Source organism: Treponema sp. OMZ 305 (genome assembly GCF_024181325.1).
In the GTDB taxonomy this organism is placed as follows: domain Bacteria; phylum Spirochaetota; class Spirochaetia; order Treponematales; family Treponemataceae; genus Treponema.
In genome coordinates, this window is record NZ_CP051300.1 from 1,679,399 (window position 1) to 1,696,498 (window position 17,100).

Annotated in this window: 11 protein-coding genes; 1 reads left to right on the forward strand and 10 read right to left on the reverse strand. The window is 45.0% G+C overall.

Annotation, left to right across the window (positions count from 1 at the left end):
* Positions 1-29: 29 nt before the first annotated feature.
* The gene (locus tag ABK01_RS07425; RefSeq protein WP_253675178.1) at positions 30-785 is read left to right on the forward strand and encodes an ABC transporter ATP-binding protein; all 756 of its coding nucleotides are present in this window, start codon (positions 30-32) and stop codon (positions 783-785) included.
* A gap of 25 nt (positions 786-810) precedes the next feature.
* Here ABK01_RS07425 and ABK01_RS07430 read toward each other — a convergent pair whose 3' ends face one another.
* The 10 genes from ABK01_RS07430 to mmsA all read right to left on the reverse strand — a co-directional run bounded on the left by ABK01_RS07430 (position 811) and on the right by mmsA (position 17,042).
* A complete protein-coding gene (locus ABK01_RS07430) occupies positions 811-4,137 on the reverse strand; it encodes an LPS-assembly protein LptD (RefSeq protein ID WP_253675179.1) in 3,327 nt (1,108 codons plus the stop codon).
* A gap of 21 nt (positions 4,138-4,158) precedes the next feature.
* Positions 4,159-7,041: an excinuclease ABC subunit UvrA gene (uvrA, locus tag ABK01_RS07435; protein WP_253675180.1), complete on the reverse strand. Its 2,883-nt coding sequence runs from the start codon at positions 7,039-7,041 to the stop codon at positions 4,159-4,161.
* 77 nt (positions 7,042-7,118) lie between these two features.
* A complete protein-coding gene (gene gpmA, locus ABK01_RS07440; protein ID WP_253675181.1) occupies positions 7,119-7,862 on the reverse strand; it encodes a 2,3-diphosphoglycerate-dependent phosphoglycerate mutase in 744 nt (247 codons plus the stop codon).
* Between the two features lie 42 nt (positions 7,863-7,904).
* Positions 7,905-9,485 (reverse strand): 1,4-alpha-glucan branching protein domain-containing protein, encoded by a 1,581-nt coding sequence (locus ABK01_RS07445; protein WP_253675182.1) that lies wholly within the window; start codon positions 9,483-9,485, stop codon positions 7,905-7,907.
* A 73-nt stretch (positions 9,486-9,558) separates the two neighbouring features.
* Complete coding sequence (locus ABK01_RS07450; protein WP_230974312.1) at positions 9,559-10,203, reverse strand: DUF4912 domain-containing protein; 645 nt, start codon at positions 10,201-10,203, stop codon at positions 9,559-9,561.
* A gap of 143 nt (positions 10,204-10,346) precedes the next feature.
* Positions 10,347-11,384 carry a LacI family DNA-binding transcriptional regulator gene (locus tag ABK01_RS07455; protein ID WP_212564742.1) on the reverse strand — a complete coding sequence of 346 codons (1,038 nt, stop codon included), beginning with the start codon at positions 11,382-11,384 and terminating at the stop codon, positions 10,347-10,349.
* Positions 11,385-11,387: 3 nt separating this feature from the next.
* Positions 11,388-12,725, reverse strand: coding sequence for a xylose isomerase (xylA, locus tag ABK01_RS07460; RefSeq protein ID WP_253675183.1), 1,338 nt, complete (start codon positions 12,723-12,725; stop codon positions 11,388-11,390).
* A gap of 48 nt (positions 12,726-12,773) precedes the next feature.
* On the reverse strand, positions 12,774-14,258 hold the full coding sequence (gene xylB / locus ABK01_RS07465; protein WP_253675184.1) for a xylulokinase: 1,485 nt from the start codon (positions 14,256-14,258) through the stop codon (positions 12,774-12,776).
* Positions 14,259-14,305: 47 nt separating this feature from the next.
* Entirely contained in the window at positions 14,306-15,490 is a 1,185-nt protein-coding gene (gene mmsB / locus ABK01_RS07470; RefSeq protein WP_253675186.1) for a multiple monosaccharide ABC transporter permease, read from the reverse strand.
* Positions 15,483-17,042 carry a multiple monosaccharide ABC transporter ATP-binding protein gene (mmsA, locus tag ABK01_RS07475; RefSeq protein WP_305880057.1) on the reverse strand — a complete coding sequence of 520 codons (1,560 nt, stop codon included), beginning with the start codon at positions 17,040-17,042 and terminating at the stop codon, positions 15,483-15,485. Before mmsA ends, mmsB begins: the two co-directional genes overlap by 8 nt.
* Positions 17,043-17,100: the final 58 nt, after the last annotated feature.

Consider the following 17,100-nt stretch of genomic DNA (forward strand, 5'->3'; position numbering starts at 1 on the left):
ACAAATTATCAATTAACTAAGGTGGCAAGATGCTTACAATACGAAATGTTTCAAAAACGTATGGACGGTCGGCGGGAAAGGCGGTTGATAACCTCTCTTTCGAGGCGAAAACCGGAGAGATTTTCGGCTTTTTGGGGCCGAACGGGGCGGGAAAAACGACGACCATCAAAATGATCACCGGTGTCATTGCGCCCGATTCGGGGGATATTCTCATCGGCGGTACCGATATACTGAAGTATCCGCTGGAAGCAAAGCGAAAGATCGGTTATGTAACGGACAATCCCGAAGTGTTTGTGCAGTTTAAAGCGCTTGAATACCTCAACTTTGTCGCAGACGTGTACGGTGTTTCAACCGAAGAGCGGCAGAAGCGGATTGCGGAATATACTGCGCTTTTTGAAATCGATACGGTACTGAACACGCGCATCGCGAGTTTTTCGCACGGAATGAAGCAAAAGCTGCTCATTGCGGCAAGCCTTATCCACCAGCCGGAATTGTGGATTTTGGATGAACCCATTGTCGGGCTTGACCCTCAATCCGCGTTCCGCCTGAAAACTCTGATGCGGAGCTACGCCGATTCGGGAAAGACGGTGTTTTTTTCCACGCATATTATGGAAATTGCCGAAAAGGTATGCGATAAACTCGCGATTATCAACAAGGGACAGATGCTGTTTTGCGGATCACTGCCTGAACTGCAAGCACAGCGCGGCACAAACGATTCGCTTGAGCGATTGTTCCTTATGATGACGGAAAAAGAAAAAGGTACCGCAACCGTTACTCCTTTGTAAATGAAAAAGCAAAAAGCGCTCAACCTTATTGTATTTCGCCGCGCTCGACGGAGAATTTTCCTTCTTTCTTTTTTGCTTCAACTTTTATATCCCCGATGGGATTCCATGCTACAGCAAAGGTTATTGTCGGACTAAATTCATAATATTTACGAGGGCCATTATTTTTTAACTGAGGTTTGATTTCACAGTTGAGTTTTAATGTCCAATCCTTGAGGTAGTGGGTAAAGCCTATATCCAGCGATTGCAGTTTAAACCCCGACGCTTCGCGTTTTGCTCTATCCCAAAAATAAAATGATTGAGCCAAATCGGTAAGTATATTGGTATTCCCGGGAATAACAACCGGCAAATTGAGTGCTTTTTGAAAATACCGCGCAATAACATTATTTCTACTTGATGAGCCGAAAGAAAGATCCCAAAATTCATGAATATTAAAAATAATCTTAGGTGCAAACGTAAAATAGCTGTCGGTAATACGGACTAAATTAAACTGTAAGGTTGACGACAATCCAAGCTGTATTTTGATACGGTTTTTCCATGCGTAGATAGTAAAGGGATTGGAAGCATTGGAAAATGAAAATCCAAAGGCAAAGGGAATAAACCGTTTTTCCGTACCGTCCAATACCCATCCGCTTCCCGGTAAAAGTTTTTGCGGTACTTCCGTGCTTTGGGTATAAAAGGCGGAAATATATTTCCATCCAAAGGTGATATGCAGCCGTTCATTCTTTTTATCTTCAATATTATAAATATATGTCTGTGCTGTTTTTATATTATAAGGCAATGTCCAATTCAGTTCCATTTTAAACGGCTCCCAGAACCATTTTTTTTTCGTTTTTTCTTTCTCAAACAATTTTGTCGAAGCAGCTAAGGTTCCATAAGGAAATGACACATTGAGCGAAGTGCTATAGGCTTGCAAAAGAGGCGGCAGGTTTATAGAAAAAGTAATTTTTTGCGTATACTTTTCCGCAAGCATAACACCGAATACCGCCGATCCCGTATGGGCAGTGATAAAATCTTTATTCCACTTTATCTTCTGTGTCTCCCATTGAGGATTACTATAAGTACCGGTAAATGTATTTTTTGCTAAAATTTCCGTGATACTCCAACTAAACGATATGGGTTTAAATAAATCGGTATACACAAAAGGATTGACGGTTACTGAGTTTTCATTCTTCAACGTGTATACATTCGCTTTAAAGTTATTGAGTTCTAAAATAGGCTGTTTACTCACATCCCGTGTCCAAGGATGCCGCTGATAATTTCCCGAAACAATAAGGTTACTCGAGAGCGAAATAAGATTTTGAGAATAGGATAGCGTCCCCCTTAAACCGGCGCTCCCCTTCAATTGATAATATCGCGATTCATAGTCCTTCCATTTTATGTCTTCGGGATTCTTCCACTGAGAAGAAGCAAAGGTTGTTTCCTGTAATGCAGAAAAATCGCCTGAATAACTGAGTGAATATTCAATACTATGATCGAATTCCGTACCGTATACCGGCTTAAATACCGGAATAAAAGTATCAAGAAATTCCATTTTGTCTTTTTTTTGATTTTCTGCCTGTGTCGAATCGGTATTTTCATTTTTCGACGTATCCGATGATGTTTTATCCTGTGTTATAAACGGATAAGCAATACCTTCCACATCAGGAATTTTTTTTGCCGGCGCTCTATTAAACATAGTATTGGATAACAGTGTTCCTGAAATTGAAATTTTTCCTTCCGGCTTAAAAAGCGACGGATAAAAGAAAAACCGCTGTGGCGCATACGCTTCTTCACCGACAGCTCTCGGGTTTGTTTCTTTTGAAGAAAAGTTAACGGTCAGTGATGCGGTATCCAGATTAAATGAAGAAATCCATGGGCTGATTTTCTTAAATGACGGACGGATAGAACCGTTAAGCTTCCATGAATAAGAACTTTCCGATCCTATATCGGTTCCTTTTGCTAATTTTTCTTTGTTCAAAAGATAATTAAACCAATTCATATCCTCCGATCGGTCAAAAAAATCTTTCTTAAAATAAGGGTCGGAAATAAAGGGCATATTTATCGAAAGTTGAAACGGCGCCTGAGAAATTCCAAAATTGATATGCGCTCTGTATCGAAACGGTAACTGTCTTCCCAGAAAAAAGCTTTTATTGTAGTGCCTTTTCCCATGTGTATCATAAGTAGTATGTGAAATACCGTCACTGCCGATTTTCTTCAGAGGAAAGAGTGTCCGAGACATTCCCAAAAAAAGTGAAAAATCAAGTTCTCTAATCGGTGTGTTTTTAGGAATTGTCTTTCCGTCTATGCCGATTAAACCGCCGAGCTGTGAATAGGTATCTGCAATCAGTTTAATATATGCAGGGCTGATATCGGGTGCATCTTCTTCCAGATTCTTAAAAAACAAACCAATCCGTTCTTGTTTTTTCAGTCGATCGCTTTTCATAAAATTGGAGAATGAACCTGATTTCTTTGAATCGGTATCGAGCGGTTTCCGTCCAAGTAAATACGTTGTCGTTTGTACAAAGTACCCTTCCCTATTGCGAAAACCGAACACGGGATGAAAAAGCATTTCATCGGCAGGATGATAAAAAAACGGCAGATACAATATCGGTACAATGCCAATAGAAAAATAACCGTTAGCAAAAGCCAGTTCATTACCCGGCAACATCCAAATCCGGCTTGCGCGGATAGACCACAGCGGTTCTTCGTCCGGATCGGGATTTGTGCTTAGTACGGCATCTTTAAATCCTGTTGCACCGCTTGAATCGCGTCCGACTGTTGCCGATTGAATAGTAAAAGGGTTCTGACCTTGTTTCCGAGGTGCCTGTTTAATCGTACCGTCGAGGAATATACCTTCCATTTCATCGATATTGAATAGCAGCAATTCGCCGATAAATTCTTCTGCGCCATCGGAACCACCGGTCTTTCTGCTATACCGGACATTCCCTTCCGCCTCAATCGTATTTTCAGAGCGATTATACACTAATTTATCCGATTCGATTGTTGAAACGGTAGAGCCGTCTTTTACCGAAAGAGAAACACCGCCGGTAAACACAATAATGTCGTCTTTTTTTTCCTCAACGGCTTTTTGCGCCTCTTCGGTTGTTACCGATGTCTGAGTGTCGGAGATATTTTCCGTACCGGCGGTTTGTTCTGTCGGAGATTCCGTTTTATCTTCGCTGCTATTTATATCCGCTTCCTCATCGTTTTTATCCGGTTCGGTGCGATACTGCGCCTTATTCTCTTTTTTGAATATCTCCATTACACGCACGGAATTGATGGTAATAACCTTCGGCTCTTTCGCAATCTGCGCAGAGGGAGAAGAGAGAATGAATAACAAAAGACAAAAAACGGAAACAAGCGACTTTTTCATTATACGGATGTCTATAAAAACCTATGAGCTTTTTTGCCGATATCGGTCAAGCATCTCTTTGATGTAAAAGCCCGTATACGAATTTTTCACTTCGGCAACTTCTTCCGGCGTGCCTTCAGCAATAACGGTACCGCCGTGGGAACCTCCTTCGGGACCGAGGTCGATAATGTGGTCGGCTTGCAGGATGACGTCAAGGTTATGCTCGATCATCAGGGCGGTGTTTCCCTGATCCACCAGCCGCTGGATAACCTCCATCAACTGTTTAACATCAGCAAAATGCAGTCCCGTCGTCGGCTCGTCTAAAATATAGAGCGTTTTCCCTGTCGAGCGCTTGGAAAGCTCATGCGCCAGTTTAACCCGCTGCGCTTCGCCGCCTGATAAGGTAAGCGCCGACTGTCCTAACTTGATATAGCCGAGCCCTACCGAAAGGAGGGTTTGCATTTTGCGGGCGATCTGCGGCACGGGAGCAAAGAACTCGGCGGCTTCTTCGATGGTCATATCAAGTACATCCGCAATATTCTTTCCCTTGTACCGAACATCGAGCGTTTCTTTGTTAAACCGCTTCCCACGGCACACGTCGCAGGTGATATACACATCGGGTAAAAAGTTCATTTCGATTGCGATTGCGCCGTCGCCCTGACAGTGCTCGCAGCGACCGCCCCGCACATTAAACGAAAACCGCCCCGGCTTATAGCCCCGCGCCTTCGATTCCGGCAAGTTTGCAAACAGGTCGCGGATCGCGGTGAACACCTCTACATAGGTCGCAGGGTTTGAGCGGGGCGTCCTGCCGATCGGGCTTTGGTCGATATTGATAACCTTATCGATATGTTCAAGCCCTTTTATCTTTTTGTATGCGCCCTCCGGCAGACCGCTGCGCATCAGCGCGTTGGACACGGCGGGGTACAGCACATCCGAAAGGAGTGTGGACTTTCCCGAACCGGAAACGCCGGTGATGCAGGTAAAGGCTCCGAGCGGGATGGAAACCGAAACATTCTTTAAATTATGCTCGGTTACTCCCTGCAAAGTTAAAAAGGCGCCATTCCCTTTTCGCCGTTCTGCGGGGAGTTCCATGCAGAGCGTTCCCGCAAGGTACTGACCTGTAAGGCTTTCCTTTACCTGCATCACCTCATCGGGTGTACCCGCCGCTACGACAGCGCCGCCGTGCACCCCTGCGCCCGGGCCTAGGTCGACAATGTAGTCGGCGATGCGGAGGGTTTGCTCGTCGTGTTCTACTACAATGAGCGTATTGCCGAGGTTGCGCAGGTATAGCAGCGTGTCGATCAGCCGCTGATTATCCCGCTGGTGCAATCCGATGGACGGTTCGTCAAGGATGTAGAGCACCCCGATTAAGCTGGAGCCGATTTGGGTTGCAAGCCGTATCCGCTGCGATTCCCCACCGGACAGCGTCGCTGCCTTCCGTTCAAGGGTAATATAGTCGAGTCCCACATTTTTCATAAACCGGAGACGGGAGGTTATCTCTTTTAAAATCTGATGGGCGATGGTCTTTTCCGTGGCGGTCAGTTTGAGCTTTTCAAAAAACGTAATTGAATCGCCGACGGAAAGGCTGCTTAACTCGTAAATATTTTTACCGCCGACGGTAACGGCCAAGGCTTCGGGCTTTAAACGCTTACCGCCACAGTGCTCGCACGTTGTAACCGCCATGTATTTTTCATAGGATTCCCGCTGCGCTGCCGAATACGCTTCATTGTAGCGCCGCTGCATATCGGCATAGATACCGAGCCACGGACGGCGGTACTTTGACTTACCCGACCCGTCCTGCCGTTCGTACACAAATTCAATCGGTTCAAGGCCGGAACCATCCATGATAATCTTTAAATCTTTTTTTGATAAATCTTTTACCGGTGTGTCGAGTGAAAAACCGAAGCGGCGGGCAAGCGACTCAAAGCGAGTGCGGTTCCACGCAGAATCGGGATTGTAGGGCAAGAACGCCCCCTCGTTAAAGGACAGCGAGGTATCGGGAACCATCAGCTTAAAGTCGAAACGCTGCTTATGCCCCAGACCGGTACACTCGGGGCAGGCGCCGTAAGGGTTGTTAAACGAAAAAAGGCGCGGCTGCAAGTCCGGCATCGAAATACCGCAATCGGGACAGGCATTTTTTTGCGAAAAGAACACTTCCGTTATCGGATCATCCGCAGTCTTTTGCCGTAACACTATCAGCGTCCCACCGGAACTTTCCAACGCAGTTTCCACCGACTCCGAAAGCCGTTTGCGGACATCGGCAGACAGTTGAATACGGTCTACGACAATCTCTATGGTGTGTTTTTTTTGTTTATCGAGCTTAACGCCGTCTTCCAAATTAACCGTCAGTCCGTCGATGCGCGCACGGAGAAAACCCGCCTTTTGGGCGTCTTCGATAATCTTCTGGTGTTCGCCCTTTTTGCCCTTGATAATCGGCGCGAGGATTTGAACGCGGGTACGGTCTTCCCAGCTCATAATCGCATCGATAATTTGATCAACCGTTTGCTCCTGAATCTCTTTCCCGCACTGCGGACAATGCGGATGCCCCGTTCTGGCATACAGGAGGCGGTAGTAGTCGTAAATTTCCGTTACCGTACCAACCGTCGAGCGCGGATTACGGTGTGTGGTCTTTTGTTCTATGGAAATAGCCGGAGACAAGCCTTCGATATAATCGACATCGGGTTTATCCATACGGTCTAAGAACTGCCGCGCATACGCCGAAAGGGATTCCACATACCGCCGCTGCCCCTCGGCAAAGATGGTATCAAAGGCAAGGGAGCTTTTTCCCGAACCGGAAAGCCCCGACACCACAATAAGCTTATCGCGGGGCAGCTCCACATCGATATTTTTGAGATTGTGCTCGCGCGCACCTTTAACAATCAGTTTATTGGCGTGCGCACGGTTCTGTACTTCATTTTCTTGCATACTAGAGGGAACCTCTAAAAACCTCAGTTTTTTGAGGTTTTCCTTAGATTTAATCTGCGACTAACGGCATCCTGCATTTACTTTGCTTTGCCTTGATTCGCTACCGCGTTTATCTTGGCATTAATTTTTTCTTGATCGCCCAAATAGGCCTTGCTCATCACATTAAAATTAACATCAAATTCATAAACAAGCGGGATACCGGTAGGCAGATTTACCTGCACAATCTCTTCGTCGCTGAGGTGCTCGAAGTATTTAATGAGTGCACGGAGCGAATTTCCGTGTGCGGCAATCAATACACGCTTACCGGCCAGCATATCCCTTTTAATTACCGATTCAAAATACGGAACAGCCCGTGCAATGGTATCTTTCAAGCTTTCGGTACGGGGCAGTTCCGCCTTGTCGATACCGCGGTATGCCGTTTGAAGATACGGGCAGCGTGCATCGTCTTCCGAAAGGACGGGCGGCGCAATATTGAAAGAGCGACGCCAAATCTTTACCTGCGCTTCTCCGTATTTTTCAGCTGTTTCCGCCTTGTTCAATCCTTGCAGATCGCCGTAATGCCGTTCGTTCAGCTTCCATGTTTTAACGACAGGAAGCCAGTTACGGTCAAGTTCATCCAACACGAATTGCAGCGTATGGATTGCCCGTTTTAAGTATGAGGTATAGCAGATATCAAAGTCAAAACCGGCTGCGGCAAGCGCCTTTCCACCTTCCTTTGCTTCCTCTACGCCCTTGTCCGACAATTCCACATCAGTCCAACCGGTAAACAGGTTCAACTTGTTCCACTCGCTTTCACCATGCCGTATAAGCACTAATTTCATTCCTTACCCCCCTTGGCAATTCCGATTATCTGCAAACAGGCTTTATCGGGATTTCCTTATAAAAAAACGGTAATTCATATCCGAAAATATCGGATATTCCTTTTCTCTTTTAATTAACCGATCAGTACCGATCGAGCCGGAACCGAGCGAATCATACACATCGGTAAAAGTAGCAAGATGCTCTTCGCACTGTGCAGCAGCGTATTCGGCAGAAGTTTGAGCATCCGCCATCAGCGGCCAATCAGTCGACTGCGCAAGCAGCAGCTCCTTCGCAGCCAAATTCAGCATCCGCTCTTTAAGACCTTGATCATCAGGGAAACGCCCTGCAAGGTCGATCATCCGTTCGGTAGCCTTTTGAATACGGGGAAACATCCAATCGTTTGAGCTATTTATCAGTTCATCCGCATATCCGCTCGGCAGGTTGGAAGCATAAAAAGGATTAATGCTCTGTATCCGCCGCACCTTTTTCAGGTATTCGGTAGGTAAGGCGCACTGCATATCGTGCCGCTGTGCAAGTTTGCGGAAGACCGATTCCAACCAGAGTATTCCTTCCTTCCACGTTTTTCCGAGAAAGCGAAGCGGAAGCACGGAAACGGAGCAGAGCGGGTCGGGAGCAATATCAAGCAGTTTTGCGACCTCCGTTAATACCGCATCACGGTTTGCAAGAAACCGTTCGGCGTCTTGTTCCGCCTGTAGAGCACCGACTGTTGCATCATAGTCGCCGCCGCCTCGCCGGTGATAACAAAAGCCTGTTGTACGTCGGCCTTCCTTTACATCGAACAAAGGGGAAAGCGCTTTTCCATCAAGTTCAAACCCTGCATCTTTATCGGTATCGAGGTAATCGGGGTGCAGATAAAAACCGGTTCCGGGATGCGCAATATCGGCGCATGCGGCGCTGTCTTTTCCCAAAAACGAAAGCCCGCTTTCTCCCATTGCTGCGGAAAAGACGCCATTCACCGGCGGTCGGTCGGCAAATAAGAAACTCTGGCTTTCCAATACGGTATAATCGAGGCCATACGATTTGATAATGCTGTCTAACCCCGTGTCATACCCCATTGACGGAAACCAAAATCCTGCAGGCACCGTTGCAAAATGCTCCCGAAAACTACTGAGACCTTGTTCAATCTGTGCGGTAAGCGCTTCCGGCATATCCTGATAAAACGGGAAAAAGCACGGCGTTGCCGATGTTGCAAGCAGCTCAATATATCCCTTGTCTGCAAAAAAATTTATTCCGCTTAAAATATCTTTTTTATAACGAACATGAAAATCTTCCCGATTCAGCGTTAAAAACTCAAGGTACTGTCGCACAAGAGCTTCCCGAGGTAATCCTGCCGCCCGTTTCAATTCCTGTTGAGCAAATGCGATATGCCGATCCAAATATGCACCGTATCGTTCTTGACATAAAGGGGACTTCAGCATTTCGCACAAAAGCGGAGAAATTACCAACGCACACTTAAACGGAACAGCATCAGCATCCAAACAGCTGCACATCCGTAAAAACGGTAAAAAACCGTATGACATCATTTCGTATAACGGCGCCGCTTCAAGCAACTCGTTCTCATCATCATGGCGGATATACGGTACGTGAGCATGAAAAATAAAAAGTAACGTTTTTTTAATCATCGGGTACCTCGAATATAGATTCGTCGAACACGGGGAGACCTCTAAAAACCGAAGCTCTTTGAGGCTCATTTTTCTACCTAAATGCCTGCCGGTAATGCTGAAAGTGGGACTTCTTTAAAGCAGCCAATCCCGATAAACCGATTATCTTATCCACCGCATTTTGTGAAATACAAAGCCGTTGCGGAATATTCTTCCGCTGCATACCGACGATATTCGATTGCGCTAATATCTGCTCACGGCCATTCGTAAAATGAGCCATTAAATCGATACGATGCAGGTATTCGTCAAAAGAGACATGCACATAATGCCTGCGGTCTTCCTTGAGCACCTGTATATCAAAAAAATCCAACGATTTTGAAGTGTTCTCAGGATCGAGGGAATGCACTCGCAGTGAAAAAAAAGAAAAATCTTTTTCCTCCGTTAATTCGGTAAAAAGGCGTTTATGGAAATCCCAAAAGACAAAAAACCACAGCGGATTTTTTAAGAGAACCCGTATTTCGGTCAGGTTATAACTGTATGCCGCCTCATGAGGTTTTATAGCCGCCGCAATGGAATCACCACTGTATTCATCATTCGCAAACCCATCATCAAGATCGAGCAATTCACCGATCAAAAGATGCCGCGTCAAATCCGACGACAAAAAAAGCCCGTATTGGTCTGCCAATGTAAAGAGCGCATCCGTTGACAGTGTTTGCAAATAAGATCTGGTAAATTTCACCGCACTCCCACTCTCCATTGCGGCATCATCTAAAATATTCATATTTATGTCAAGACTCAAGTCTTTTGAAAATATACGGCGCAGAGCATTGGAGTACAAGTGCTCAATATTTTGCTCAGCAGCATTAAATGACGAGATGTGCCCTATATATTTTCTTTGATTTTTATAATTGTAGACGTTATATAATCCTGCGGGGTGCATTTTTTTTCGGCCATTAAATACGAGAACAATTTTGAAACAGCCATATATCCTTGCTGTTCAGGTTCCTGGCAAATGGTAAAATCAATAAATCCGTCTTTCACCAAACGCTTTGTTGCCGGAATATCGTCAAATGATAAAATAGAGGGCTTTTTTCTGTTTTCCGAATCTTTATGCCATCGATCGACTGCCTTACAGACCCCTTCAACCCCAGCGGCGGCAATAAATATGCAGTTTGTTTCCGGATATTTTTCCAATGCGCTCATTGTCGTTTCGTATGCATACGTATCGTCATCAAGTGATTCAAAGGTACTTAAAACCGTATAAGAAGATTTTCTTTCAATTAAACCTTGGATAAAGCCTTGAATGCGTTCATTATGGCCGCGAATATGAAAAGAGCCGGTAACTATTAAAATGTTCAATTCGCTCTTTGTTAACAACGACAATAAACCGGCGGCGGTGTTTCCTCCGTTCGTATAATCAGGGCCCACATAGCATAGACGATCGGTATCAGGAATATCGGTATTGACACTGATAACCGGTGTTCCTTTTTCGATAAGAGTTTGTACGGTATATTGAACTTCGGGTATATCCATAGTGGCAATACATAAACCTGAAAGGTTCATGGAAGCTAATTTTTCAATCGTATGAATATGCGTAGCAATATCAAATCCTTTTATATGTTCTATGTGAAGGGACACTCCGAAATCGCTTAATTCTTTTTCTGCGCGGTGAAAACCGGCAATAATACCGTCAAAAAAAGGATTTCCCACATCGGGAAGTAAACAGCCGAATTTTATCGGCTGTTTACGGGCGGCAAGAATTTTTCCTGCCATATTCGGTGCAAATCCCATTTCATCGGCAATGAGGCGGACTCTTTGCGCGACTTCGGGATTTACTCCCATACGTTTATGCAGTACACGGTCTACCGTCCCCCGTGAAACGCCCGCCGCCGCCGCGATATCTTTTATGGTAACCGACACCGTTTATCCGTTAAAAATAACTTCGTTGAGAATGTTTTCGTATAATTCCTGTTTACCCGAGGCAGGATGCACCGTATCATAGGATTCGGCAAGGGCAGCAAGACTTTCCATGGTCATTTTGCCCGCCGCAAATTCGGCGCCCTTTCCCTCTGCAAAAGATACATAGCGTTCTTTAACCAATGCATCGATTCGCCCGTCTTCAATAAGGGCGGCAGCTTTTTCCAAGCCCAGTGCAAACATATCCATACCGCCGATATGTGCGATAAATAAGTCTTCCGGTGCGGTCGAGTTTCTTCTGCGCTTTGCATCAAAGTTTAAGCCGCCCGTTTTAAAGCCGCCCATACGCAGCACCGCCCGCATAGCTAACGTCGTTTCATATATGCTTGAAGGGAATTGGTCGGTATCCCAGCCGTTTCGGCTATCACCGCGATTTGCATCGATGGAACCGAGCATCCCCGCATCAACACATACCGATAATTCGTGGTAAAAGTCGTGTCCTGCAAGCTCTGCGTGATTTGCTTCAATATTCAGTTTAAAATCCTTTTCCAAACCATAGGTACGCAAAAAGCCTATCACTGTTTCCGCATCGAAGTCATATTGATGTTTTGTCGGCTCCATCGGTTTCGGCTCGATATAAAAACAGCCGGTAAAGCCCTGCTTACGCGCATAATCGCGTGCCATCGTTAAAAAACGGGCGAGGTGTTCTTTTTCAGCCTGCATGTCGGTATTCAACAATGACATATAGCCTTCACGTCCGCCCCAAAAGGTGTAGCCTTGTCCACCGAGCTTTATCGTTGCGTCTATTGCGCATTTCACCTGAGCTGCAGCATGGGCTACAATGTCGAACTGCGGGTTTGTCGCAGCTCCGTTCATATAGCGCGGATTACTGAATACATTGGCCGTCCCCCACAAGAGTTTTACGCCGGTTTCTTTTTGCCGCTCATACAGACCGTCGGTAATTTTTATAAGATTTTTTTCACTTTCGGCAGGACTTTTCCCTTCAGGGCTTATATCCCGGTCATGCCAGCAATAATAGGGCGCTCCGATTTTAGTAATAAATTCAAAAGCCGCATCCGCTTTATTTTCGGCGTTTGTCATCGCATCCGTGCTGCTGTTCCACGGAAACTTCATTGTTCCCGCCCCAAATGGATCTTCTCCTGCAGCGCAAAAAGAATGCCAGTAGGCTATTGCAAAACGCAAATGCTCTTTCATCGGCTTACCTAAAACGATTTTATTTTCATCGTAGTATTTAAATGCGAGCGGGTTTTTCGATTGTTTCCCCTCAAACCTTATTTTACCGATACCGGGAAAGTATTCGGTACTTCCTTTAAAATATGACATATAACCTCCTATAAAAATCTTTGCAGAAAGCGTCGGCTTTCAAAAAATTTAGCCGTATACATAAAGGGGCGTCAGCTGCTCCAAAATCTCATTATAATCGCGGTACGCCTGTTCATATTCGCAAACTGCGCTGCCCGGTTCCGCCGATTTTTCTTTGCTCAACTGAATGTGTTCAGCGCAAAGGCTCTTTATCCGCTCGGGCGTACCGCCTTCAAGACACCACAGCGCTTGTACGGCAGCGCCCATTGCGGCAGCTTCTTCCGATACGGGAACGCTGACCGGCACATTCATAATATCTGCGGCGATTTGCCTCCATAAGGGACTTTTTGCACCGCCGCCTATAAGCCGTATTTCTTTCGGTTCAAAACCCAATTTTTTAAAGGCGTCCAAACCTCCTTTCAGGGCGAAGACAGCGCTTTCCATTGCGGCGCGGCAGATGTTTTCCTTATTCGAATTTGTCATCGTAAGACCGGTGATGCTTGCCCTTCCTTTCGGTAAATTCGGTGTACGCTCTCCGTTAAAAAAAGGAAGAACCCGTACTCCTTGAGCGCCCGGCTCAGCCGCTGCGGCAAGACGGTTGAACTCGGCTACCGGTAAACCGAAGAGAGAACGGATTTGTTCGGTTGCAACCGTGCAGTTCATCGTACACAAAAGCGGAAGCCATCCGCCCGTTGAAGAACAAAAGCCTGACAAACCGCGTTCGGGGTCGGCAATGGGCTTGTCCGAATAACCGTAGAGTGTTCCCGACGTCCCCATACTCATCGTTAAAAAGCCGTCGCTAACCGTCCCCGTCCCGATTGCCCCCATCATATTATCCCCGCCGCCGGAAGAAACCGGGATACCTTCAGGAATCCCTAAAAGACCGGCGGCTTTCTGCGATACCGTTCCGGCTTTTGTATCCGAAGCGATAAGAGGCGCAAGTAAATCGTATAAGCCTTCATCGATAAGAGAACAGAGTGTACGCGACCATCTGCGTTTTACAGGGTTAAACAGCGCTGTCCCCGAGGCATCTCCAGCTTCCATAACATAGCTTCCGGTTAGTACGTAATTGATGTAATCATGCGGAAGCAAAATATAGCGCACGTTTTTCCATCCGTCGGGAAAATGTTTTTTTAACCACAATATCTTGGGAGCAGTAAAGCCGGGTAACATGAGGTTGCCGACTTCTTTTATAACTTCGGCATTACCTCCTGCTTTATCGGTTAAGATGCGGCATTCTTCGGCGGTTGACGTATCGTTCCACAGTTTTACGTTATAAAGAGCTTGTCCGTCTTTATCAAGAGGGACAAAGCCATGCTGCTGACCGGAGACGCCGACGGCCTGTATCTGCGAACGCAATTCACACGGAAGTTTTTCAAAGACGCTTTTTAATGCCGCATCGTACCATTCGGGTTTTTGTTCGCGGGTTCCGTCCTCTTTGGAAATCAAATCCAAAGGACAGGATGCTTGTGCGACAATACGTTTTTGTTCGTAATCGTATAAAACCGCTTTTAAACTTTGCGTTCCTAAATCAATACCGGCAACTATGTTCATATTTCCCCTGTCCTCTTTGGTACTCATTTGCAGTCTGTTTTTACGGATTAGACTGAGCTTTTTTCGCGACGTTTTGAAAGGACATCAAAAGCAACCGCCGCTAAAAGCACCAGTCCCTTTACCGCTTTCTGCCAGTTCGAGTCTATACCTAAAATGGACATTCCGTTGTTCAAAACACCCATAAAAATAGCTCCGACAACCGCTCCTCCGACCGTTCCCGTTCCGCCGTATGCCGATGCTCCTCCAATAAAACATGAACCGATTGCATCGAGTTCATAATTCATACCAGCCGTAGGCGCTGCCGAATTAAAGCGGCCGACACAAACCAGAGCGGCAAGGGCTGAAAGAAATCCCATATTTACATATACAAAAAACAACGCTTTATTTGTATCAATGCCCGACAGCTTAGCCGCTCGCTCGTTACCGCCCATTGCATACAAATACCGGCCCGGCACCGTATTTTGAGTAATGTAGGTATAGACAAGAACAACAACGGTTAAAAGAATTAAAATCACCGGTATTCCTTTATGGCGGCCGAGCAGTGTTGCTAAAAACAATACAATTGCAGGAATAAGAATAATGCGTATAAGAAATATTCCGAAGCTTTCAGTTGAATATGCTTTTTGTTTTTTTTGTATACGCTGCACAATTTCCTTTGCAATGAAAATGAGACAGCATAAAATTGCCGTTCCGACTGTTACGGAAAATATCAACCCTTTATCCTTTGTTATCGGAATAAAGCCGGTAAAATAACGTAAATAATTTTCCGGAAACGGTGACAAAGTTAAACCGTTAAGAATAATTAAGGCAACGCCCCTCCATAAAAGCATACCTGCCAATGTTACAATAAATGCCGGGATGCGTATGTATGCAATCCAAAAGCCGTGCCATGCTCCGATTGCCGTACCGGCCAATAAACATAAAATCATCACGACATATATATTCCAATGTAAAAGAATAATTAAATGGGCAGCTAATGCCCCGATAAGTGCGACAATTGAACCGATCGATAAATCGATATTGCCGCCACTGAGAATACAGAGCAGCATTCCGGTTGCTAAAATAACAACATAAGAGTTTTGACTTATAATATTTGAAATATTTGTCGGGGCAAATAAGGAACCGCTATCTGCAAAACTGATCAGGGCATGAAATAAAATCATCAATGCAATGAGCGCTATAAACATTGTGTTTTTTTTCAATATATTTTTGATCGAAAGAGTATTAAGCATGATTTGTGTTCTCCTTTTTCGTTTGGACGATACAAGCCATTATCGCTTCTTGTGAAGCTTCTTCCCGCGGAATTTCTCCCACAATTTTACCGTCATTCATAACATAAATCCTGTCGCACATACCTAAAATTTCCGGCAGTTCCGAAGAAATCATCAATATGGATTTTCCTTCTGCGGCCAAGCGGTTTATTATGCAGTAAATTTCATATTTTGCACCCACATCTATACCGCGCGTGGGTTCATCGAGTATCAGCACTTCGGGTTCGGCAAAAATCCATTTGCCGAGTAATACTTTTTGCTGATTCCCTCCCGATAAATTTACTACGGATTGTTCTATTCCCGTACATTTTGTTTTGAGTTGTTCAACGCATTCCCGTGCAGCCTCATGTTCTTTATCGATTTGGATAACATTGCGGCGGCTCACTTTCCGTATATTTGCCAAAGTTGTATTTTTGCAAATGCTTGTATGTAAAATTAAGCCGTTGCCCTTTCTGTCTTCCGTTACGTATGCCACTCCATGTTTTATTGCATCTTTTACGGTTTTAAGCCGGACTTCCTTCCCGTTTATAAAAATCCGTCCACGGATATTTGCGCCGTAGGAATGTCCGAATACACTCATTGCAAATTCCGTTCGCCCCGCTCCCATAAGACCGCTTATACCGACAACTTCACCTTTGCGTAAATTGATATTGATATTTTTACATACTTCCCGTTCCGCATACAGGGGATGTTCAACCGTCCAGTCTTTTACTTCAAACCGAATATCCCCTATACAAGGTGTGCGCGGCGGAAAACGTTCCGACAGATTTCTACCGACCATTGCATTGATTATTAGATCTTCGCTGCAATCATCCATTTTTTTATCAAAAGTTTTTATTACAGAGCCGTCTCTGATAACGGTTATTTTGTCCGCAACAAAGGATACCTCATTCAATTTATGTGAGATAATAATTGACGCTATATTTTTCTTTTTAAATTCAAGTAATAAATGTAATAATTTTTGTGAATCCGTTTCGTTTAACGAAGCTGTCGGCTCGTCAAGAATGAGAAACGTAATATTTTTTGCCAAAGCTTTTGCAATTTCAACCAATTGCTGTTTGCCTATCCCGATATCTTTAATCAGCGTCCGTGACGATTCATGCAGCCCTACCGTCCGAAGCAGCGCATCGGCTTTTGCAAAGGTTTTTTCCCAATCAATTTTAAATGATTTTCCTTGCTCGTTTCCCAAAAAAATATTTTCAGCAATACTGAGGTGGGGAACAAGAGCCAATTCCTGATGAATAATGGCGATACCTTTACGTTCACTGTCTTTTACCGAATGGAACATACACCGTTCGGATTCATATAGTATATCACCGGTATAGGTACCGTAGGGGTAAATGCCACTTAAAATATTCATCAGTGTTGATTTACCGGCACCATTTTCACCTACGAGAGCATGGATTTCACCCCGGGCAATTTTCAGACTGACGTCATTTAGAGCTTTTATACCTGCAAATGTTTTTGTAACATTTTTTATTTCCAACAGCGTTTCCGTCAAAACAGTCTCCATTTTGTTTTCATACTTAATCGCAATCTAAAAACAGTGCCGACAGTTTATCGGCACTGTT

Bases quoted from the DNA above. Each gene is read 5' to 3' on its own strand.
- mmsB (WP_253675186.1), bottom strand. From the start codon at position 15,490: ATGCTTAATACTCTTTCGATCAAAAATATATTGAAAAAAAACACAATG.
- ABK01_RS07425 (WP_253675178.1), top strand. From the start codon at position 30: ATGCTTACAATACGAAATGTTTCAAAAACGTATGGACGGTCGGCGGGA.
- xylA (WP_253675183.1), bottom strand. From the start codon at position 12,725: ATGTCATATTTTAAAGGAAGTACCGAATACTTTCCCGGTATCGGTAAA.
- ABK01_RS07430 (WP_253675179.1), bottom strand. From the start codon at position 4,137: ATGAAAAAGTCGCTTGTTTCCGTTTTTTGTCTTTTGTTATTCATTCTC.
- ABK01_RS07445 (WP_253675182.1), bottom strand. From the start codon at position 9,485: ATGATTAAAAAAACGTTACTTTTTATTTTTCATGCTCACGTACCGTAT.
- xylB (WP_253675184.1), bottom strand. From the start codon at position 14,258: ATGAACATAGTTGCCGGTATTGATTTAGGAACGCAAAGTTTAAAAGCG.
- gpmA (WP_253675181.1), bottom strand. From the start codon at position 7,862: ATGAAATTAGTGCTTATACGGCATGGTGAAAGCGAGTGGAACAAGTTG.
- mmsA (WP_305880057.1), bottom strand. From the start codon at position 17,042: ATGGAGACTGTTTTGACGGAAACGCTGTTGGAAATAAAAAATGTTACA.
- uvrA (WP_253675180.1), bottom strand. From the start codon at position 7,041: ATGCAAGAAAATGAAGTACAGAACCGTGCGCACGCCAATAAACTGATT.